General features: G+C 64.2%; 18 protein-coding genes and 1 pseudogene. 6 read left to right on the top strand and 13 right to left on the bottom strand.

Features of this window, described 5'->3' with window-relative positions; all coding sequences use genetic code 11:
* The first annotated feature begins 14 nt into the window (after positions 1–14).
* Positions 15–740 (top strand): SDR family oxidoreductase, encoded by a 726-nt coding sequence (locus tag ACW9IN_RS22990; protein ID WP_457367965.1) that lies wholly within the window; start codon positions 15–17, stop codon positions 738–740.
* Here ACW9IN_RS22990 and ACW9IN_RS22985 read toward each other — a convergent pair.
* The 6 genes from ACW9IN_RS22985 to ACW9IN_RS22960 all read right to left on the bottom strand — a co-directional run bounded on the left by ACW9IN_RS22985 (position 737) and on the right by ACW9IN_RS22960 (position 8,150).
* On the bottom strand, positions 737–1,741 hold the full coding sequence (locus tag ACW9IN_RS22985; protein WP_457367964.1) for a LacI family DNA-binding transcriptional regulator: 1,005 nt from the start codon (positions 1,739–1,741) through the stop codon (positions 737–739). The two genes, ACW9IN_RS22990 and ACW9IN_RS22985, sit on opposite strands and share 4 nt — an antisense overlap.
* A 58-nt stretch (positions 1,742–1,799) precedes the next feature.
* The gene (locus tag ACW9IN_RS22980; RefSeq protein WP_457367963.1) at positions 1,800–2,663 is read right to left on the bottom strand and encodes a LysR family transcriptional regulator; all 864 of its coding nucleotides are present in this window, start codon (positions 2,661–2,663) and stop codon (positions 1,800–1,802) included.
* Between the two features lie 66 nt (positions 2,664–2,729).
* The gene (locus tag ACW9IN_RS22975; RefSeq protein WP_457367962.1) at positions 2,730–3,491 is read right to left on the bottom strand and encodes an alpha/beta fold hydrolase; all 762 of its coding nucleotides are present in this window, start codon (positions 3,489–3,491) and stop codon (positions 2,730–2,732) included.
* 103 nt (positions 3,492–3,594) lie between these two features.
* A complete protein-coding gene (locus tag ACW9IN_RS22970; protein ID WP_457367961.1) occupies positions 3,595–5,010 on the bottom strand; it encodes an efflux transporter outer membrane subunit in 1,416 nt (471 codons plus the stop codon).
* Positions 5,003–6,976, bottom strand: a complete 1,974-nt coding sequence (locus ACW9IN_RS22965; RefSeq protein WP_457367960.1) for a MacB family efflux pump subunit — start codon at positions 6,974–6,976, stop codon at positions 5,003–5,005. The genes ACW9IN_RS22970 and ACW9IN_RS22965 overlap by 8 nt, the downstream gene beginning before the upstream one ends.
* 1 nt (position 6,977) lies before the next feature.
* On the bottom strand, positions 6,978–8,150 hold the full coding sequence (locus ACW9IN_RS22960; RefSeq protein ID WP_457367959.1) for an efflux RND transporter periplasmic adaptor subunit: 1,173 nt from the start codon (positions 8,148–8,150) through the stop codon (positions 6,978–6,980).
* A gap of 257 nt (positions 8,151–8,407) precedes the next feature.
* Here ACW9IN_RS22960 and ACW9IN_RS22955 point away from each other — a divergent pair, with 257 nt between their 5' ends.
* The 4 genes from ACW9IN_RS22955 (at position 8,408) to ACW9IN_RS22940 (ending at position 12,464) form a co-directional block, all read left to right on the top strand.
* On the top strand, positions 8,408–8,890 hold the full coding sequence (locus tag ACW9IN_RS22955; RefSeq protein ID WP_457367958.1) for a sigma-70 family RNA polymerase sigma factor: 483 nt from the start codon (positions 8,408–8,410) through the stop codon (positions 8,888–8,890).
* Positions 8,891–9,009: 119 nt separating this feature from the next.
* Complete coding sequence (locus tag ACW9IN_RS22950) at positions 9,010–10,347, top strand: lysine N(6)-hydroxylase/L-ornithine N(5)-oxygenase family protein (RefSeq protein WP_457367957.1); 1,338 nt, start codon at positions 9,010–9,012, stop codon at positions 10,345–10,347.
* 66 nt (positions 10,348–10,413) lie between these two features.
* Positions 10,414–11,634: a putative DNA modification/repair radical SAM protein gene (locus ACW9IN_RS22945; RefSeq protein ID WP_457367956.1), complete on the top strand. Its 1,221-nt coding sequence runs from the start codon at positions 10,414–10,416 to the stop codon at positions 11,632–11,634.
* Entirely contained in the window at positions 11,631–12,464 is an 834-nt protein-coding gene (locus ACW9IN_RS22940; protein ID WP_457367955.1) for a TIGR03915 family putative DNA repair protein, read from the top strand. The genes ACW9IN_RS22945 and ACW9IN_RS22940 overlap by 4 nt, the downstream gene beginning before the upstream one ends.
* Positions 12,465–12,714: 250 nt before the next feature.
* Here the strand turns inward: ACW9IN_RS22940 and ACW9IN_RS22935 are convergent, their stop codons facing one another.
* Together ACW9IN_RS22935 and ACW9IN_RS22930 are read right to left on the bottom strand one after the other, a co-directional pair.
* Positions 12,715–13,212 (bottom strand): Lrp/AsnC family transcriptional regulator, encoded by a 498-nt coding sequence (locus ACW9IN_RS22935; protein ID WP_457367954.1) that lies wholly within the window; start codon positions 13,210–13,212, stop codon positions 12,715–12,717.
* 205 nt (positions 13,213–13,417) lie between these two features.
* Positions 13,418–13,657, bottom strand: a pseudogene (locus tag ACW9IN_RS22930) (ornithine cyclodeaminase); the annotation flags it as partial.
* Positions 13,658–13,898: 241 nt separating this feature from the next.
* On the opposite strand from ACW9IN_RS22930, the gene ACW9IN_RS22925 reads away from it, so the two are divergent.
* Entirely contained in the window at positions 13,899–14,792 is an 894-nt protein-coding gene (locus ACW9IN_RS22925) for a GNAT family acetyltransferase (RefSeq protein WP_457367953.1), read from the top strand.
* A 69-nt stretch (positions 14,793–14,861) separates the two neighbouring features.
* On the opposite strand, the gene ACW9IN_RS22920 is transcribed toward ACW9IN_RS22925, so the two are convergent.
* The 5 genes from ACW9IN_RS22920 to ACW9IN_RS22900 all read right to left on the bottom strand — a co-directional run bounded on the left by ACW9IN_RS22920 (position 14,862) and on the right by ACW9IN_RS22900 (position 21,045).
* Positions 14,862–15,881 (bottom strand): branched-chain amino acid aminotransferase, encoded by a 1,020-nt coding sequence (locus ACW9IN_RS22920; RefSeq protein ID WP_457367952.1) that lies wholly within the window; start codon positions 15,879–15,881, stop codon positions 14,862–14,864.
* Positions 15,882–16,105: 224 nt separating this feature from the next.
* On the bottom strand, positions 16,106–17,485 hold the full coding sequence (gene lpdA, locus ACW9IN_RS22915) for a dihydrolipoyl dehydrogenase (protein ID WP_457367951.1): 1,380 nt from the start codon (positions 17,483–17,485) through the stop codon (positions 16,106–16,108).
* 3 nt (positions 17,486–17,488) lie between these two features.
* A complete protein-coding gene (locus ACW9IN_RS22910; protein WP_457367950.1) occupies positions 17,489–18,748 on the bottom strand; it encodes a dihydrolipoamide acetyltransferase family protein in 1,260 nt (419 codons plus the stop codon).
* Positions 18,749–19,807 carry an alpha-ketoacid dehydrogenase subunit beta gene (locus ACW9IN_RS22905; protein WP_457367949.1) on the bottom strand — a complete coding sequence of 353 codons (1,059 nt, stop codon included), beginning with the start codon at positions 19,805–19,807 and terminating at the stop codon, positions 18,749–18,751.
* Positions 19,808–19,809: 2 nt separating this feature from the next.
* Complete coding sequence (locus tag ACW9IN_RS22900) at positions 19,810–21,045, bottom strand: thiamine pyrophosphate-dependent enzyme (protein ID WP_457367948.1); 1,236 nt, start codon at positions 21,043–21,045, stop codon at positions 19,810–19,812.
* Positions 21,046–21,112 lie beyond the last annotated feature (67 nt).

Raw genomic sequence — 21,112 nt, 5'->3', positions numbered from 1 at the left:
ATGGAGCAGTGACCATGAACGCAGCCTTTGATTTCACCCACCACCGCATCCTCGTCACCGGCGCCTCCAGCGGCATCGGTCGCGAGATCGCCAAACAGCTTGTCGCCAGCGGCGCCGAAGTCTTCGCTCTGGGCCGTGACGCCAATGCGCTGTCTCAACTCGGCTGCCACACCTTGTGTCTGGACATCGCCGACAGCGTCGCTCTTGATGCGGCCCTGCAAGACTTGCCAGCGCTGCACGGCCTGGTCAATTGTGCGGGCATCTCGCGCCTGGAGCCTGCCGCCGCCATCAGCGCCGAGGCGTTCGACCAGGTGATGAACGTCAACGCCCGCGCCGCAGCGCAAGTCGCCAGCCGCGTGGTGATGAGGATGATCGACGCGCAGATCGCCGGCAGTATCGTCAATGTCTCCAGCCAGGCCTCGTTGGTAGCGCTGGATGACCACCTCGGTTATTGCGCTTCCAAGGCCGCGCTGGATGCGATCACCCGGGTGCAGTGCGCCGAATGGGGCCGCTTTGGCATTCGCGTGAACAGCGTCAACCCTACGGTGACGCTCACGCCGATGGCCGCCATGGCCTGGTCCGATCCGGCCAAGCGTGACCCGGCGCTGGCCGCCATTCCGCTCGGGCGTTTCGCCGAAACGGCGGAAGTGGCGCTGCCGGTGTTGTTCCTGTTGAGCCAGGCCGCGAGCATGATCAGCGGGGTCAGCCTGCCGGTCGATGGCGGCTACACCAGCCGCTAGCCGTTTTCCAGCCGACCGGCAATCACCACCTTGTCGCGCGGCTTGTACGGGTCTTCCAGGCGGTCGAGCAGCAGGCGCACCGCGCTGCTGCCGGCCAGGGAGGCGTCGTGGGCGACGCAGGCGATAGGCACGCCGAAGATGTCGGCGAAGGGCAAGCGGTCGATGCCGCAGATGGTCAGGCTGTCGTGGGGGATGTTGTGCATGCGCAGCGCCCGCAGCGCACCCAGGGTGATCAACTGGTTGAAACCCATGATCGCGTCCGGCGCGGCGTGTTCGGCCAGGTAGTCGAGGGTGTGCAGGTAAGAGGGCATCAGCGTGTAGTCGCCGGCCTGCACTTCGACCTGCACCTGGGGGTGTTCGGCGAGCACTTCGCGCAGGCCCTTGAGGCGTTCGACGGTGATGCGCGAATGTTCGGGGCCGGTCAGTACCAGCAGGCGCTTGAGGTTGGGGGTCTGGCGCAGCAGGTAGTGTGCGGCCTGGATACCGCTGTGGTAGTTGTCGAGCACCACGCGGCTGAACGGGCTGTCATGGATCGTCCGGTCGAGCAGCACTACCGGGGTCTTGCCATTGCCCAGGCGCTCCAGGTAATCGGGCTGGTAGTTCGGTTCATCCGAGACCGGCGACAGGATGATCCCCGCCACGCGGTAGCCCAGCAGGGTGTCCACCGCCTTGCTTTCCAGCTCTTCCAGTTCATCGGTGTCCACCAGCATGATGGTGTAGCCGTGTTGCTTGGCCTCGCGGGAAATCGCCTTGATCATTTCGCTGTAGAACGGGTTGTCCACCGAGGCGGTGATCACGCCGATGATCAGGCTTTCGCTGCGCTTGAGCCCGCGGGCGAAGGCGTTGGGCACGTAGTCCAGCTCCCGCGCCACTTCGAGGATGCGCGCCAGGGTGGCCGGCTTGACCAGGTCGGGCTTGCTCAGTGCACGGGACACCGTGATGGTGGTCATGCCGACCCGTTTGGCGATGTCACTGATGGTGACGGACTTTTTCTTGTTCATCGGCAAGGCTGCAAAGGAAAACACCCGCAGGCTAGCACGCGCGGCGGGAGTTGGTGGTTCAAATCAGCGGGTCCCAGCGCTGCGACCAGTCACTTTCCGCCTTGACCACATCGCGCAGCAACCCCAGGGCCTGTTGCAGCACCGCCGAATCCCGCGCCCGCGAATACACCAGGAAGGTCGGGAAGTTGAACTCCGGGGCCTTGGGCACGCGCTGCATCACGCCGCTGTCCAGGTAGCTCTGGACCACGCGGGTGCGGAAGTAGCCGGCACCGCCATTTTCCAGGATGTACTGCAACGCCAGCGGGCCGAGGTTGAAGCTCAGCGCGGCGCGAGCCTTGTCGGGCAGGGCGGTGTCATGCTGCTGGCGAAAGCCCGGGCCCCAGTCGATGTACACGTAGGGCTCGGGCTTGCTCACCAGTTGCACCAGGATCAGTTTTTCTTCCAGCACCTGCTCCACCTGCAACCCCGGCCAGTATTGCGGCTGGAACACCAGCGCCGCATCGAGCACGCCCAGCTCCAGCTGGCGCAGCAGGTAGTCGCCTTCGCGCACTTCGGTGCGCAGGGCATGCCCGGGGATGTGTTCGCGCAGGGCCTGGGCCCAACCGAGCATCAATGGGTTGCACAGGCTGACTTCGCCGCCGATATGCAGCACGTTGCGGTAGCCGTCGGGCAGCGGCAGGTCACGCCGCGCGGCTTCCCAGGTTTGCAGCAACTGGTTGGCGTACACCACGAACGCCTCGCCGTCGGCGGTCAGCCGCGCACCGGCGCGGTTGCGCACGAACAGCGTGCTGCCCAGTTGGCTTTCCAGGCTCTTGACCCTTGCGGTGATGGCGGTCTGGGTGACGTGCAGTTTCTCGGCGGCGGCAGCCAGGCTGCCGCAGCGGGTGATTTCGAGGAAGGTGCGTGCCAGTTCGATGTCCATGAAGCCCCCGGAGTGAAGGCGGTCATTGTAGAGCGATGCCGGCGGGGAATGCGATCCGTGCGGGGCTCATTCCCAGATGCCGGTGTCCAGGCAGCGTGCCGACGGCGGTGGTTGCCGACCGTCGACCAGAAAACCGCCCAGCCATTGCTGCACGCAGTCCCGGGCCAGGGCAGAGGACTGGGTGGGTTCCTTGAGCAACAGCTGCTCGACACCGGACGCCAGCGGCTCCCCAGGCTCGGTATTGACCAGCACCATGCGCGCGACACGCTCCGGAAACAACGTGCCGTAGCGGCTGCCGAGCCGGGTGGCTTCGGCGTTGCCGAGGAAGTTGAGTTGCGCCTCGCCCAGTTGTGCGCGCACATACTCCATGTCCCGGGCGGCCTGTTCGACACCGGCGGTTTGAGCCAGGTCGCGGGGGCTCAGCTCGATCACGTCGTAGCGGTTGACCAGGGTACGGTAGGCCGGAGTGGCGTAGGACTCCCAGCGGCTGGCCAGATGAATGGCGAAGGTGCCGTCCCGGGCGATCTTCAGGTCGCCCGATTGGGTGAATACCACGCCTTCGCGGTTCAGCGGATCGCGGGCGCCGACGCGGGTCAGTTTCAGGCGCAGGCTGCCGCGCCCGGGTCGGGCATGGTCGCGCGGCACGCTCACGGTGCCGCACTGGGTGCGCCCGATGACCTCGGGGTCCAGGCGCTCGAAGTCGGGAAGGGGGCAGTCCAGCAGCCAGTCGATGGTGGTTGGGGTGATCAGCGTTTGGGCCGGGGCCAGGCTCGCTGCGAACCAGACGCAGCCGGCCAGCAGACTACTTGCAAGGGGGCGGGGTTTCATCGAAGGGTCCGGTCAGCCGTGAGATAGCGGCTTTTTTACCAAGGACCCCGGGTAGAAAAATGTAAGGTGATTAAACGGTTGGTGTACGAAACCAGACTTTCGTTTATCGGACTTCGCTTTGCCAGCCGCCGCCCAATGCCTTGTACAAGGCGATGCTGGCTTGCAGGCGTGACAGGCGCAGTTGCACGGTGAGGTCCTGGGCGGCGTACAGCGTGCGTTGGGTTTCGAGTACGGTCAGCAAGTCTTCGGCACCGGCCTGGTAGCGGCTCTCGGCGATTTGAAAGGCCGATTGCGCCTCCTGCAGCTCTTCACCCTGCCATTGGCGTTGCTGGTCGAGACGGGTGATGCTGGCGAGGGCCTTTTCCACGTCGGCAAAGCCGTTGATGATTGCGCCGCGATAGGTTTGCAACAGCTCGTCCTGGCGTGCACGGGCCTTGTCGCGCTCGGCGCTCAGGCGGCCATTGTTGAAGATCGGCGCTACCAGCCCCGAGGTCAGGGTGTAGAACGGGCTGCGCAGAATGTCCTCGGCCTTGTAGGCGCCGGAACCGAGGGTCGCTCCCAGCGTGAAGGTGGGCAGCATCGCGGCACGGGCGACAGTGACGTCAGCACTCGCCGCCGCCAGTTGAGCCTCGGCCTGGGCAATATCGGGACGGCGACTCAGCAACTGGCTGGGCACGCCCGGGCCGATGCTCGGCCAGGTGAGGGCCTGGAACGGCTCGTCGCCCAACTGCAGCGCCTGTACCGGTTGGCCGAGCAGCGCGGCCAGGGTGATCAGGGACTCTTCCGCCAGTTGCTGGATCAATGGCAACTGCCGTTGCTGGCTGGCCACCAGGCTCTTTTGCTGGGCCAGTTCCAGGGCCGTCGCGGAACCGGCGGCGTAGCGGGTCTGGACCAGTTCGAGCACATTGCGCGCGTTGGCCAGGTTCAACTCGGCGATCTGCTGGCGTTGACGCGCGGCAAGGGTTTGCGCGTAGCGGTCGGCGACGTTGCCGAGCAAGGTCAGTTCCACGGTGGCCTGGTCGAACTCGCTGGCCCGCAGGCTGTGCAAGGCGCTGTCCCGGGCGGCGGCACGGCCACCCCAGAAGTCCACCTCGTAGCTGGCGCTGAGGTTGGCATCGTAGCTGTTCACGGTCCGGTTGCTTTGCGTGGCATTCAGGTCCGAGTTGCCGCTGCCGCGCAGCAGCCGTTCGCGGCTGGCGGTGAGGTTGAACTTCACCTCCGGCAGCAGCGGCGCCCCGGCGATCACCGCGCTGGCCTGGGCCTGGCGTACACGGGCGATGGCCGCGGCCACATCGAAACTGTCACGGCGCGCCTGATCGACCAGCCGGTTCAACTGCGGGCTGCCGAATTGGGTCCACCAGCGCTGGTTGGTGGCCTGGGCCGCTTCACGCTCGGCGAACTGCCAGGCGGCTGGCGCTGCGATGCCGCTGTCGACGGCTGCCGGGTTGCCTGTGCAGGCGTTGAGCAACAGGCCCAGGCTGATCAGCGACAGGTGCGAAGGAAGGGATCGTTTATTCACTGGTCAACGCCTTAACCGGATCGAGCCGGGCTGCTTTACGGGCCGGCATGAAGCCGAATACGACGCCGGTGACCAGCGCACAGCCAAACGCGCCCAGCACGGCCACCAGGGAAAACTGCACCGCCACCTTGGCCAGCACCAGCACGCCGCCCACCAGCAGGGCCAGGCCGATGCCGCACAGGCCGCCGACCACCGAAAGCATCACCGCTTCGGTGAGGAACTGACGCAGGATGTCGCGCTGACGTGCGCCGGTGGCCATGCGAATACCGATTTCGCGGGTACGCTCGCGCACTGTCATGAGCATGATGTTCATCACGCCGATCCCGCCCACCAGCAGGGAAATCGCCGCGATCGAGCCCAGCATCAGCGACAGCGTATTCTGCGTGCGCGCTTCGGCCTGGATCATCGCGGCGTTGTTGGTCAGCTCGTAGTCGCGCTTGCCGTTGTGCAGGCGCTGCATCAATTGGTCGATGGCCACTTCGGCGTCATGCACCTTGCGGGCATCGGCCGCAGCGATCACTACGTATTCGGGGTTGTAGCTGCCGAACAGGCGCACGCTGGCGGCGGTATACGGGATGGCGATGCGGTCGTCGCTGTCTTTGTTGCCGGAGGTGGCGCCTTTTTCCGCGAGCACGCCGATCACCTGGAACGGCACGTTTTCGATCAGGATGTACTGGCCGATCGGGTTGACCTGGCCCTTGAACAGTTTTTCGCGGATCCGGTGGCCGATCACCGCGACCGTGGCCCCGGCGCGTTCATCGGCGGCGGTGAAGTAACTGCCCTCGACCACCGGCCAGTTGAAGATATCCGGGAAGTTGGTGTCGTTGCCGCCCACGTAGGCCATGTAGTCCACATTGCCGAAACGCACCCCGGCCTCGCTGCCGTTGACCGGCATGATGCGCTGCACCTGGGGCAGGGCTGCCAGTGCATTGACGTCATTGAGGGTGACGATGCCCAGCGGTGTACGTGGGTTAGGTGAGGAGCCACTGAGGTAGATGATGTTGGAACCGAACGCGCCCATCTGCGCCATCACCTGGCGCTTGCTGCCTTCGCCCACCGCCAGCATCACCACCACCGACGCCACGCCGATGATGATGCCCAGCAGAGTCAGCGCGGTGCGAAAGCGGTTGATCCACATCACCCGCCAGGCGGCCTGCACGGCATCGGCCAGTTCGGCTTTCCAGGCGCCGTTGTGTTCGGCACCGTCGGCCAGGCGCTGGCGCAGGTCCACCGCTTGCAGGGCGCCGGCGTTGGCCGGTGCCGGTACGTGGCTGTCGCTGGCGGCGGAGTCGCTGATGATCAGGCCGTCGCGGATCTCGATGATGCGATTGGCCCGCGCCGCCACTTCGCGGTCGTGGGTGATCAGGATCACCACGTGGCCCTGGCCGGCCAGTTCGTCGAGCAGGGTCATCACCTCGGCGCCGCTGTGGCTGTCGAGGGCACCGGTGGGTTCGTCGGCGAGGATGATATGGCCGCCGTTCATCAGCGCGCGGGCGATCGACACGCGTTGTTGCTGACCACCGGACAACTGGTGTGGCCGGTTGCCCGTGCGCTCGGCCAACCCCAGGCGGGTGAGCAGGGCGTGGGCGCGGGCGTGGCGCTCGGCGGCGCTGATACCGGCGTAGATCGCCGGCATCTCGACGTTTTCCTGGGCCGAGCCCGACGGGATCAGGTGGTAGCCCTGGAACACGAAACCAAACGCCTCACGGCGCAGCCACGCCAGTTCGTCGCTGTCCAGGCGGGCGACGTTTTCCCCGGCGAACAGGTAGTCGCCGACGCTGGGGCGGTCGAGGCAACCGAGGATGTTCATCAGCGTCGACTTGCCGGAACCGGAAGCGCCGACAATCGCGACGAATTCCCCGGCGTGGATCGACAGGTCGATCCCGCGCAGCACATCGACCTGCGGGCTGTCGCCGCCGCCGTAGGACTTGCGGATGTTCTTGAGTTCGATCAGGGGCGTGGTCACCTCAACCCCCGTTGCCGTCAGCCGGGCCGATCAACAGGTGATCACCTTCGTTGAGGCCGTCGAGCACCTGCACCCGCAAGCGGTCGCTGATGCCCAGGCGCACTTCACGTTCTTCAATACGCCCATTCTCGGCCACCACGCGGGCGATCTGGCGGTCGGCGCTGCTGGTGCCCAACAGAGCGGCGACAGGGGCGGTGAGGGCGTCCTTGACCTGGCTTGCGACGAAAAACACTTGGGTGGTCATTTCGGCCATCAGTGCGTTGTCGGTGTTGTCCACGTCCAGCAGCACGGTGTACAGCACCACGCGGCCGGTGCCGCTCTTGCTCGAGCTGGTGGGGCTGCCGCTGCCCTGGCTGGTTTCGTTGAGGGGCTTGGGCGGGATCGGCAGGATCTGCCGCACGGTGCTGGTCCAGCGCCGGTTGCCGCCGCTGAGGGTGGTGAAGTAGGCGCTCATGCCGGGTTTGACGTGGCCGATATCGGCTTCCGAGACTTCGGCCCACACGGTCATTGGCGACAATTTGGCGATGCGCAGGATCAATGGTGTCTGTTGCTGGGCGTTGAGGGTCTGGCCGACGCGGGCGTCCACCGCCACCACGGTGCCGGCCATCGGCGCATAGATCCGCGTGTAGCCGAGCTCGGCTTCGTCACTGCGCAGGCTGGCCTGGGCCTGAAGGATCTGCGCCTGGAACATGTCGACCCGCGCCTGGGTGGCGCTCAGTTCGGCCTTGGCGGTCTGCACGTCTTCTTCGCGGGTGGCATTGCCGGCGGCCAGGCGCTGCTGGCGTTGGTACTTCTGGCGCGCCAGTTCATGCAGGGCGCGTTGTTCCTGCAATTGCGCCTTGAGGTTTTCGATGGCGTAGCGACTGGCGTCGAGCTTGGCCTTCTGAGTGGAAGGGTCGATTTCCACCAGCAACTGGCCCTCTTTGACCTGGTCGCCGGCCTCGACGTGGATCTTCTGGATCTGCCCGGACGCCTGGGCGCCGACGTCCACATAACGGCGCGGTTGCAGGGTGCCCAGGGCGGTGACGCTGCTCTCGATATTGCCGCGCGTCACGGTCACGGTGGTCAGGGTGTCGCGGCCCGGCGGGAGTACCTGCCAGGCGGCGACGGCGATGACAGGGATCAGGCACGCCACCACAAGCAGGGCGCGTCGGGCGGGTCGAGGGCGTTTCATGCTTAGGTTCCAGCCAGGAAAGTTCGGAGCGCAGTTGCGCAGAGCTGACAGTTAAACGAGGGAAATGCGCGCGGATTTAGGCTGTTACACAAGCAGTTACAGCGCGCCGAGCGAAAAAAAACGGCTGTGGATGCAAGTCTGCTTTAAAAGTAGATGAGAATTACTATAAATTGCACGCACCCAAACTGCCATTACCGAATCGGCCGTCATCTCACGCACTCAAGGACCTAATGCCGCCTCCTCGGCGGTCGGGAGTCATGTTGGAAAACTACTATCGCGAGCTGGTGTGTTTCCTCAACGCCAAGCTGGGCAACCGTCAGGTGGCCGAGGATGTGGTGCATGACGCTTATGTGCGAGTGCTGGAGCGCGACAGCAGTACTCCCATCGAGCAGCCCAGGGCTTTTCTTTACCGCACCGCGCTGAACCTGGTGATCGACGGCCATCGGCGCAACGCGTTGCGCCAGGTCGAACCGCTGGACGTGCTGGACGCCGAAGAGCGCTTCGCCGTCAGTTCGCCCCAGGCCACCCACGACCACAGCCTGCGCCTGGAGATGCTCGAGCGTGCCCTGGCCGAACTGCCGACGGCCTGCCGTGACAGTTTCCTGCTGCGCAAGCTGGAGGGCCTGACCCACGTGCAGATCGCCGAACGCCTGGGCATTTCCCGCGCCCTGGTAGAAAAACACATCGTCAATGCCATGAAGCACTGCCGCGTGCGGATGCGCGAGTGGGAAGCGCACTGATCGATGATCAATTAAATTTTGTTTCATTGTCCTCGTTTCCTATCAACACATGGCCTGTTGAGCAGGTCTTGAAGGTATTCCCGCCCCACCGCCAAGGGGCTTATCCAGAGGACACTGGAATGACACAGGCAATTGCTTCGCCCGCGGTTCACGACCTGATCGGTATCGGTTTCGGCCCTTCGAACCTGGCGCTGGCCATCGCTTTGCAGGAGCGCGAAAAGGCGCAGGGCAAACTGGACGTGCTATTTCTCGACAAACAGGCCGACTACCGCTGGCACGGCAATACCCTGGTCACCCAGAGCGAGTTGCAGATTTCCTTCCTCAAGGACCTGGTGACCCTGCGCAACCCCACCAGCCCTTACTCGTTCGTCAATTACCTCAAGGCCCACGACCGCCTGGTGGACTTCATCAACCTGGGCACTTTCTATCCCTGCCGCATGGAGTACAACGACTACCTGCGCTGGGTCGCGGCGCAGTTCCAGGCGCAGAGCCGCTACGGCGAGGAAGTGCTGGCCATCGAGCCGATCCTGCACCAGCAGCACGTCGAGGCGCTGCGCGTGATCTCCCGTGACGCCCAGGGCGAGCAGCATGTGCGCACCACCCGCTCGGTGGTGGTCAGCGCCGGCGGCACGCCGCGCATTCCCGACGCATTCAAGGCCCTCAAGGACGATGGCCGGGTGTTCCACCATTCCCAGTACCTGGCGCGCATGGCCACGCAGCCGTGCGTCGATGGCAAAGCGATGCGCATTGCGGTGATCGGCGGTGGCCAGAGCGCGGCTGAAGCCTTCATCGACCTGAACGACAGCTTCCCTTCGGTGCAAGTCGACATGATTCTGCGGGGTTCGGCGCTGAAGCCGGCCGATGACAGCCCGTTCGTCAACGAAGTGTTCTCGCCGGCCTTCACCGACCTGGTGTTCCAGCAAGTCGGCGCCGAGCGCGAGCGCTTGGTGGCCGAATACCAGAACACCAACTATTCGGTGGTGGACCTGGACCTGATCGAGCGCATCTACGGCATCTTCTATCGCCAGAAAGTTTCCGGCATCGCACGCCAGGCGTTCCGCACCATGACCGTGGTCGAGAAAGCCACCGCCGGCCCGCTGGGCATCGAACTGGCCCTGCGCAACAACGCCACGGGCGAAACCAGCGTGAGCCACTACGACGCGGTGATCCTGGCCACCGGTTACGAGCGTCAGATGCACCGCGAACTGCTGGCGCCACTGGAAACCTACATGGGTGACTTCGACGTGACGCGTGACTACCGCATCGTTACCGACGAGCGCTGCAAGGCGGGCATTTACATTCAGGGCTTCAGCCAGGCCAGCCATGGCCTGAGCGATACCTTGCTGTCGGTCTTGCCGATTCGCGCGGACGAGATTGCGGCGTCGCTGTACGAGCATGACCGCCATCGCGGCAAGGCGCGTTCGGTGCAAGACCTGCTGTTGGCCACCGCCAGCTGACAGGCGACGCTTGTGACATGGAGTGGTGGCTGATACTGTACATAAAACCAGTATCGGTAGCCCTCCATGCAGTTGATCGAAAAACTCAGCATCCTCGCCGACGCCGCCAAGTACGACGCCTCCTGCGCCAGCAGCGGGGCGCCCAAGCGCAGTTCCGAGGGCAAGGCGGGGCTGGGCTCCACCGACGGCATGGGCATCTGCCACAGCTACACACCTGATGGGCGCTGTGTGTCGTTGCTCAAGGTGTTGCTCACCAATTTCTGCCTCTACGACTGCCAATACTGTGTCAACCGCCGCTCCAGCGACGTGCCCCGCGCACGGTTCAGCCCCGAGGAGGTGGTCACCCTGACCCTGGATTTCTACCGGCGCAATTGCGTCAGCGGGCTGTTCCTCAGCTCGGGCATCATCCGTTCGTCCGACTACACCATGGAGCAGTTGGTGCGCGTGGCCAGGCTGCTGCGCGAAGAACATGACTTTCGCGGCTATATCCACCTCAAGACCATTCCCGATGCAGACCCGGCGCTGATCGCCGAGGCCGGGCGTTATGCCGACCGCCTCAGCGTGAACATCGAACTGCCCACCGATGCCAGCCTGCAGACCCTGGCGCCGGAGAAGCAGATCGGTTCGATCAAGCAGGCCATGCGCACCATCTACACCGGCGAACAGACCGTGTTCAACGAGCCGCGCGCGCCGCGTTTCGCCCCCGCCGGGCAGAGCACGCAGATGATCGTCGGCGCCGACGACACCGACGACAGCACCATCCTGCATGGCGCCGAGGCGTTGTATGGCAACTTCAAACTGCGTCGGGTGTATTACTCGGCGTTCAGTCCCATCCCCAACAGCCCGAAAAGCGTGCCCCTGGCGGCGCCACCGCTGATGCGGGAGCACCGCTTGTACCAGGCCGACTTCCTGCTGCGCAGTTATGGCTTCAGCGCCAATGAACTGTTCGAAGGCCCTGGCCACCTGGCGCTGGATATCGACCCCAAACTGGCCTGGGCCCTGGAACACCGCGAGGTCTTTCCCCTGGACCTGAACCGCGCCGAGCCCACGCTGATCGCACGCATTCCCGGGATTGGCCTGCGCACCACCCAGCGGTTAGTGGACCTGCGCCGCGAACGCAAGATCCGCTTCGAAGACCTGGCGCGCATGCGCTGCGTGCTGGCCAAGGCCAAGCCGTTTTTCATCACCAGCGACTATCACCCGCAACAGGCGGACAGCAGCAGCGTGTTGCTGCGCGAACAATTGCGCGACCGTCCGCAACCGCAACAGATGGGGCTGTGGGCATGATCAGCCTGGAATGCGACAACCGGTTCGACACCTGGCGCGAACAGGCGCGCTGGCTGCTCAGCCATCAAATCGACCCCAGCCAGGTGAGCTGGGGCGAGGCTGAAGTGGCGGACCTGTTCGCCACCGATGACCCGCGACCCGAAGGGTTGGGTCCGTTTCAGGCCCGGATTCCCAAGACACTGCTGGCGTTGCTGGAGTCGGCGGCGTGCTACCACGGTGAGCAGCGCTGGAGCCTGCTGTATGAAGTGCTGTGGCGAGTCAGCCACGGTGACCGCACGGCGATGTTGGCGGGGGACAAGCTGGGCAGCGAATTGCAGCGGCGGCTCAAGCAGGTCAGCCGCGAGGCGCACCACCTGCATGCCTTTGTGCGGTTTATCGCGTTGCCGGTAGATGCAGGGCCCGAGCTGCCGGAATACGTGGCCTGGCATGAGCCGGCCCACGACATCCTGCGCAGCGCCAGCGAGCATTTCATCGGGCGCATGGGCCGTCATCGCTGGATGATCGCAACGCCCCTGGACGGGGTGTATTACGACGGCGAGCAATTGATTCACCAGCGTGAATGCCCAGAGGCGTGGCGACAACTGGCGCAGAACGTCGATGACCCTCACAGCGCCATGTGGCTGACCTACTACAGCCACATCTTCAACCCGGCGCGGTTGAACCCCAAGGTGATGGAAGGGCACTTGCCGAGCCGGTTCTGGAAGAACCTGCCGGAGGGCAAGTTGATCCCGGGGCTGATCAGCGAAGCGCGGACGGGGAAGCAGAGGGACGGGCAGGCAAAATTGATCGGCGCCAAGCCTGGCAAACGTATTTCAAGCGGGCCTGTTTGAAGCGGGTGAGCCTGCTCAATGTTCTGAGGTTCAGCCGGCTTTTGTAGTGAGCGGGCTTGTCGAATCGTCGCACCGCCCGCGCCGGGCTGCGAAGCAGCCCTAACAAGGACACCGCGCCGTTTCAGACAAACCTCATCGTTCGGTTTCAGGGCCGCTTCGCGCCCCAGCGCAGGACAAGCCTGCTCACCACAAAAAGCCAGCTCACATATGACAAGCCTGCTCACCACAAAAGGCCTGCTCGCCCATCCGATCAGGCCAACCCCGTGGCGGTGTTCTTGACTATGGCCAGCTCCGGGTGCGCCACCAGCTTGTCGATGTGCAGGTCGGCGTTGTTCAGCCAGGTTTCGGTCAGTACTCGATAGTGTTCCATATCCCGGCAGCGCATGCGCAGGCTGTAGTCGAACGGTCCGCTGATCAGCTGGCAGTCGAACACTTGGGGGCAGGCTTTGATGCAGGCTTCGAACGCCTTCTGTGCCGAGCGCTCGCTCTGGTTGGACAGCGCCACCAGCACCAGTAACGACAGCCCCGGCGAGACCATCTGCACATCGATGATCGCCCCGTACCCGCGAATCACCCCGCGTCGCTCCAGTTTGCGCACGCGCTCCAGGCAGGGCCGGGGCGTGAGGTGCACGAGGGACGAGAGCTTTTCATAAGTGATGCGTCCCTGGTGGCGCAACACTTCGATGATGGCTTCGTCGATGCGGTCCAGCACGGGAGGGGAATGGGGTCCGGGGGCCTTGGTATCCATGGGTTCACTTCAAGCGGTTGGAAAGAAAGGGTGGCAAACCGGGCGCATTTGCCTGACCCATCACATGGTACGGCCTTCCTCCGTCAACGTCTGTATGCGGGTGAGGGCGTGCCGGTTCAGCTTAGGCGCGCTTTTTCTGTGGCACGCCGGGTTGCCGGGCCAGTCGGGCAAACAGGTCCTTGGAGTCGGCGATGTCCGGCACCAGTTCCTGGGTGTTCTTCGGGTGGCCGTTCACGTACTTGAAGGCATACAGGGAGGCATCGGACACCGGCATCAGTTCGATCACGCCGTCCGGGGAGTGGTTGGCCAGGCGGGCGCATTTCTCGAAGTCCTGCCAGCGCAGGTAATCGGCGCGGATGTACTCGGCCATCTCGCGAATGCAGGTCGGCAAGCCTTTTTGCGAGACGAGGTAGCTGAGGTCGTTCACATCGATATAGCGCGTCATGGAAATGCTCCTTCTTATTGGAAGACAGCCAGCGTTTTCCGCTGTAGCCGGAACAGGGCCGCAGGCCGGTTCAATGCCGCTATTGTGGAGGTTCTGGCGGTGGTATCCCGGCTGAAACAGGGCGGCAGCTCAGCCGGGAAAGCTGAAAAAGGCGGTTTGGCAGCCGAATCGGCTGTGCGCGCGGGCAGGCCATAAATTGCTATTGTGCGATCTGCCATTGACCCCTCAGCCAGGAGGAAGCATGTCCACCGCCGTTCGTCTCGCCCAGGCAACCGATACCGAAGGCATCAGCCAGGTCATCCTGGCGGCCCTGCACAGCAGCAATGCGCGGGATTATCCAGCGGACGTCATTGCCCGGGTCGCCGCTAACTTCACGCCGCAAGCCGTGTTGGCGTTGCTCAAGCGCCGCGTGGTGCTGGTGGCGGTGCAGGGCGAGGTGATCGTCGCCACGGCTGCGCTGGAGGGCAATGTGGTGCGCTCGGTGTTCGTCAACCCATCGCTGCAAGGGCAGGGCATTGGCCGGCTGCTGATGCTCGAGATCGAATTGCGCGCGCGGGACGCCGGTGTGACGGTGCTGAGCGTGCCGTCTTCGCTGACCGCCGAGCCGTTCTACACCAAGCTGGGTTTCCACACGGTGCGTGATGTCTACCACGGCAACGAACGCACCCTGGTGATGGAAAAGGCCCTGTCGTCGCGTCACCCCATCGGGTCCTACCGTGACCGCCTGCATCGTAGCCAGGTGATCGCCCTGTGGCAGGACGCCTTCGGCTATGACACCGCACACAATCGGCCGGCCCTGGCGATCGACAGGAAGCTGGCGGTAAACGACGGGCTGTTTTTTGTGGCGACCGATAAAAAAGCCGTGGTCGGTACGGTGCTCGCCGGTTACGACGGCCATCGCGGCTGGCTGTATTCAGTGGCGGTGCACGCCGATTATCGGCGCCAGGGGCTGGGCGCTTCGCTGGTGCGCCATGCGGAGCAGGCGTTGACGGCGCTGGGCTGCATGAAGATCAACCTGCAGGTCACCGGCGGCAATGATGGGGTGGTGGGGTTTTACGAGGCGTTGGGGTATGGGGTGGAGCCGAGGATCAGCATGGGCAAGAAGATTGTGGAAAACATTCCCACCCAACCTTGAGAACAACGAAAACCAATGTGGGAGCAGGCAGGCCAGCTCCCACAAGGGTTGTGGTGTCGCTTGGGAGGCTTAGACCTTGACGATCCAGCCTTCCGGCGCTTCGACGTCGCCGGTCTGCACACCGGTCAGCTCCTTGTAGAGCTTCTGGGTGATCGGGCCGACTTCGGTTTCGCTGTGGAACACGTGCAGCTTGCCGTTGTACTGGATCCCGCCGATCGGCGAGATCACGGCGGCGGTACCGCAGGCACCGGCTTCCTTGAACTGGTCCAGTTTGTCGATGAACACTTCGCCCTCGACCACTTTCAGGCCCAGGCGGGTCTGGGCCAGTTCGATCAGCGACAGGCGGGTGATGCCTGGCAGCACCGAAGGCGACTTCGGCGTGATGAACTGGTCGTCGTGGGTGATCCCGAAGAAGTTGGCCGAACCGACTTCTTCGATTTTCGAGTGGGTCATCGGGTCCAGGTAGATCGCATCGGCGAAACCGGATTTCTTCGCTTCGGAACCCGGCATCAGGCTCGCGGCGTAGTTGCCACCGACCTTGGCGGCGCCGGTGCCTTGTGGCGCGGCGCGGTCGAAGGTGGAAATCTGGAAATTGTGCGGCACCAGGCCGCCCTTGAAGTAGGCGCCGACCGGGATCGCGAACACCGAGAAGATGAACTCCGGCGCGGTACGCACGCCGATGTTGTCACCGGTGCCGATCACGAACGGGCGCAGGTACAGCGCGCCGCCGCTGCCGTACGGCGGGATGAACCGCTCGTTGGCCTTGACCACTTGTCTGCAGGCGTCGATGAACACATCGGTGGGCACATGGGGCATCAGCAGGCGGGCGCAGCTGCGTTGCATGCGCGCGGCGTTCTGGTCCGGGCGGAACAGGTTGATCGAACCGTCCTTGCAGCGGTAGGCCTTGAGACCTTCGAAGCACTGCTGGCCATAGTGCAGGGCGGTGGAGCCCTCGCTGATGTGCAGCACGTTGTCGTCGGTCAGGGTGCCTGCTTGCCACTCGCCGTTCTTAAAGGTCTGGATAAACCGTTTGTCGGTCTTGATGTAGTCAAAACCCAGCTTGTCCCAATTGATGCTTTCGTTACCCATGACACCCTCTATCTCTGTTCAACCGCCTGGTCTAAGGCAGGCTTGTCGGTTTTTTTCTGGATGGGCGCAACAATACTTCATTCTCGGCCGGTGTGGGAGCGGGTGGGCGGACCATTCAGCCTCTCTGTTGGTTGATCCACCGCTATCGCAGGCAAGCCAGCTCCCACATTTGGAATGCAATCCCCTGTGGGAGCTGGCTTGCCTGCGATGGCCCCGCTGCGGTTTTACAGGTGCAGCGCGTGGCCCAATGCTTTCAACGCGGCCTCCAACACCGCCTCACCCAGGGTCGGGTGGGCGTGGATGGTGCCGGCCACGTCTTCCAGGCGCGAGCCCATTTCCAGGCTCAGCCCAAATGCCGTGGACAGCTCGGACACGCCGACCCCCACCGCCTGCCAGCCGACGATCAGGTGGTTGTCCCGCCGCGCGACCACGCGCACGAAGCCGCTTTTCGATTCCAGGGTCATCGCCCGGCCATTGGCCATGAACGGGAAACTCGCCACGATGCAGTCCAGGCCCGCCGCCCGGGCTTCGTCCGGGGTCTTGCCGACCACCACCAGTTCCGGGTCGGTGAAGCACACCGCCGGGATCGCGGCGGGGTTGAACTCGCGGGACAGACCGCTGATCAGTTCGGCGACCATTTCGCCCTGGGCCATGGCCCGGTGCGCCAGCATCGGCTCGCCGCTCAGGTCGCCGATGGCGTACACGTTGCGCATGCTGGTCTGGCAACGGCTGTCGATCCGGATCGCCGAACCGTTCATCTCCAGGTTCAGCGCTTCGAGGTTCCAGCCCTGGGTGTTGGGTTTGCGACCCACGGCCACCAGCACCTGGTCGGTGGCCAGCGACAGGGTGTCGCCGTTCGGGTCACGCACTTGCAACTGGCCATCGGCAAACCCGGTGACGCTGTGCTTGAGGTACAGCTTGACTCCCAGTTGCTTGAGGGAGTCGGCCACTGGCGCAGTCAGTTCGCCATCGTAGGCCGGCAGGATGCGCTCCTGCGCCTCGACCACACTCACTTCGGCGCCCAGCTTGCGGTAGGCAATGCCCAGTTCCAGGCCGATGTAGCCGCCACCCACCACGATCAGGCGCTTGGGCACGCTTTTCGGTGCCAGGGCTTCGGTGGAGGAAATGATCGGTCCGCCAATCGGCAGCATTGGCAGGTTGACGCTGGTGGAACCGGTGGCCAACAGCAGGTGCTCGCAGTGGATGCGCTGGTCGCCGACGTCGACGGTCTTGCCGTCCACCACCTTGGCCCAGCCGTGGATCACCTGCACCTTGTGCTTTTTCAGCAACGCCGCAACGCCGCTGGTCAGGCGGTCAACGATGCCGTCTTTCCATTCCACGCTCTTGCCGATGTCCAGGCTCGGCGGCGCCACGTTGATGCCCAGTTTCGAACCCTGGCTGTGATGCAGGGTTTGCTGGAACTGCTCGGCCACATGAATCAGTGCCTTGGACGGAATGCAGCCGATGTTCAAGCAGGTACCGCCCAGCGCCCGGCCCTCCACCAGAATCGTCGGGATGCCCAGCTGGCCGGCGCGAATGGCTGCCACATAGCCGCCAGGACCGCCGCCGATGATCAGCAGCGTAGTGTTCAATGTCTCAGACATGCCTTACTCCAGAAACAGGCTGGCGGGTTGTTCGAGCAGGCCGCGAATGGCCTGGATGAATTGCGCCGCATCCATGCCGTCGACCACCCGGTGATCGAACGAGCTGGAGAGGTTCATCATCTTGCGCACCACGATCTGGCCCTTGATCACCATGGGCCGCTCGACAATGCGGTTGACGCCGACGATGGCCACTTCTGGCAGGTTCAGCACCGGCGTGCTGACGATACCGCCCAAGGCACCCAGGCTGGTCAGGGTAATGGTGGAGCCCGAGAGCTCGTCGCGGCTGGCCTTGCCCTTGCGCGCAGCGTTGGCCAGGCGGGTGATTTCTTCGGCGTTGCCCCACAGACTGCGGGCTTCGGCGTGGCGCACCACTGGCACCATCAGGCCCACATCGCTCTGGGTCGCGACCCCCACGTGCACCGCGCCGAGGCGGGTGATGACCTGGGCTTCGTCGTCATAACGCGCGTTGATCTGGGGAAACTCGCGCAAGGCCACGACCATCGCCCGCATGATGAACGGCAGCAGGGTCAGCTTGCCGCGTGTCGCACCGTGCTTCTCGTTGAGGTGCACGCGCAGTTCGTCGAGGGCGGTGACGTCGATTTCTTCTACATAGCTGAAGTGCGCGGCACGCTGGGTGGCGTCCTGCATGCGCTGGGCGATCTTGCGGCGCATGCCGATCACCGGGATCTGTTCTTCGCTGTTGCGCTCGGCGTAGGGGTTGGCCGCCGAGCTGGTTTTTGCCGGGCCCTGGAGCAGGTAAGTCTCCAGGTCTTCATGCAGAATCCGGCCCGCCGGGCCCGTGCCCTGGACCAGGCGCAACTGAATGCCGGCGTCCAGTGCGTGCTTGCGCACGGCAGGGGAAGCCAAGGGGCGTTCGTCAGCCGCGCGGGCCACGGGGGCCTTGGCTTCGACAACCGGAGCCGGTTTGCCTTCGACCTTCGCCGGCGCGGGTTTGGCTTCAACCACCGGTGTCGCCTTCACCGCTTCCTTCACGGCGGGGGCTTCCTTGGCGTTGCCGGCGCCTTCCACTTCGATGCTGATCAGAATGCTGCCCACGGCCATGACTTCGCCCGGCTCGCCGCCGAGGGAAATGACTTTGCCGTGCACCGGCGAGGGAATATCCACCATCGCCTTGTCGGTCATCACATCCGCCAGCACCTGGTCTTCCACCACCAGGTCACCGACCTTCACATGCCACACCGACAGCTCAACTTCCGCGATGCCTTCGCCGATGTCCGGCATCTTGATAACGTGCGTGCCCATTCAGACCTCCATGACCCGTTTCAACGCCGCACCCACTCGGGACGGCCCTGGGAAATACGCCCACTCTTGCGCGTGCGGGTAGGGGGTGTCCCAGCCGGTCACGCGCTCGATCGGCGCTTCCAGGTGGTGGAAGCAGTGTTCCTGCACCAGCGATACCAGCTCGGCACCAAAACCGCAGGTTCGGGTGGCTTCATGCACGACCACGCAACGGCCGGTCTTTTTCACCGACTTGACGATGGTGTCCAGGTCCAGCGGCCACAGGCTGCGCAGGTCGATGACTTCGGCGTCGATGCCGGTTTCTTCGGCCGCCACTTGCGACACATACACGGTGGTGCCGTAGGTCAGCACGGTCACGGCTGAACCCGGACGCACGATGGCGGCCACGTCCAGGGGCACGGTGTAGTAACCGTCCGGCACTTGCGCCTGCGGGTGTTTCGACCACGGCGTCACCGGGCGGTCGTGATGGCCGTCGAACGGGCCGTTGTACAGGCGCTTGGGCTCCAGGAAGATCACCGGGTCATCGTTTTCGATGGACGCGATCAGCAGGCCCTTGGCGTCGTAGGGATTGGACGGCATCACCGTGCGCAGGCCGCAGACCTGGGTGAACACCGCTTCGATGCTCTGGCTGTGGGTCTGGCCGCCGTAGATACCGCCGCCGCAGGGCATGCGCATGGTCAATGGCGCGGTGAACTGGCCGGCGGAGCGATACCGCAGGCGTGCGGCTTCGGAGATGATCTGGTCGGTGGCGGGGTAGACGTAGTCGGCGAACTGGATTTCGGCCACCGGGCGCAGGCCATAGGCGCCCATGCCCACGGCCACGCCGATGATGCCGCTTTCGGAAATCGGAGCGTCGAAGACCCGCGAGCTGCCGTACTTGCCCTGCAGGCCCTCGGTGCAGCGGAACACGCCGCCGAAGTAACCCACGTCCTGGCCGAACACCACCACATTGTCGTCACGGTCGAGCATCACATCCATGGCCGAGCGCAGCGCCTGGATCATGGTCATGGTGGTCGTGGTCATGGCGGTTTCCAATTCGATACTGTTGTTGTGATCGTTCATGGTCAGATCCCCAACTCCTGACGCTGGCGCTTCAAGTGCTCCGGCATCTCTTTGTAAACGTCTTCGAACATGGTCGCGGCGCTTGGAATCTGGCCGCCGGCGAGGGTGCCGAACTGTTCGGCCTGTTTCTGCGCGGCAATCACTTCGGCTTCCAGCTCGGCACTGACCGCCGCATGTTCCTCTTCGGACCACCGGCCAATTCTGATCAGGTGCTGCTTGAGGCGGGCAATCGGGTCGCCCAGCGGGAAGTGGCTCCAGTCGTCGGCGGGACGGTATTTGGATGGATCGTCCGAGGTGGAATGCGGGCCGGCGCGGTAGGTGACCCATTCGATCAGGGTCGGGCCCAGGTTGCGGCGCGCACGCTCGGCGGCCCAGGCGGAGGCGGCGTACACCGCGATGAAGTCGTTGCCGTCCACGCGCAGGGAGGCGATACCGCACCCTACGCCGCGTCCGGCGAAAGTGGTGGCTTCGCCGCCGGCAATGGCCTGGAAGGTGGAGATGGCCCACTGGTTGTTGACCACGTTGAGGATCACCGGCGCGCGGTACACGTGGGCGAAGGTGAGGGCGGTGTGAAAGTCGGATTCAGCAGTGGCGCCGTCGCCGATCCAGGCCGAGGCGATCTTGGTGTCGCCCTTGATCGCCGAAGCCATGCCCCAGCCCACACCTTGTACGAATTGGGTGGCGAGGTTGCCGGAAATCGTGAAGAAGCCGGCGTCCTTGACCGAGTACATGATCGGCAACTGGCGCCCCTTGAGCGGATCGCGCTCGTTGGACAGCAGTTGGCAGATCAGGTCGACCAGCGGTACGTCGCGGGCCATCAGGATGCTTTGCTGGCGGTAGGTGGGGAAGCACATGTCGTCGATGTTCAGGGCCAGGGCCTGGGCACTGCCGATGGCTTCTTCGCCGAGGCTCTGCATGTAGAACGACATTTTTTTCTGGCGTTGGGCGACCACCATGCGGTTGTCGAAGATGCGCGTCTTGAGCATCGCGCGCATGCCTGTGCGCATGACCTCGACCGGAACACCTTCGGCCCACGGCCCCAGGGCCTGGCCCTGGTCGTCGAGCACGCGGATCAGGCCACGGGCCAGGTCGGCGGTGTCGGCGGGTTCTACGTCGATGGCGGGTTTGCGCACGCTACCGGCGTCGGTGAGGCGCAGGTAGGTAAAGTCGGTCTTGCAACCTGGTCGTCCCGAGGGTTCAGGGACGTGCAGGCGCAGCGGTTCGTACTGCTGAGTCATGGCTTTCTACGCTCTATCTTGTGAATTTCTTGTAGTGGGCGCGCTAGCTGACAGTCAGTCCCCGGGT

The sequence above is a fragment of the Pseudomonas sp. SDO5271_S396 genome (assembly GCF_054071795.1).
This window is presented reverse-complemented; position numbering and strand designations above follow the sequence as displayed.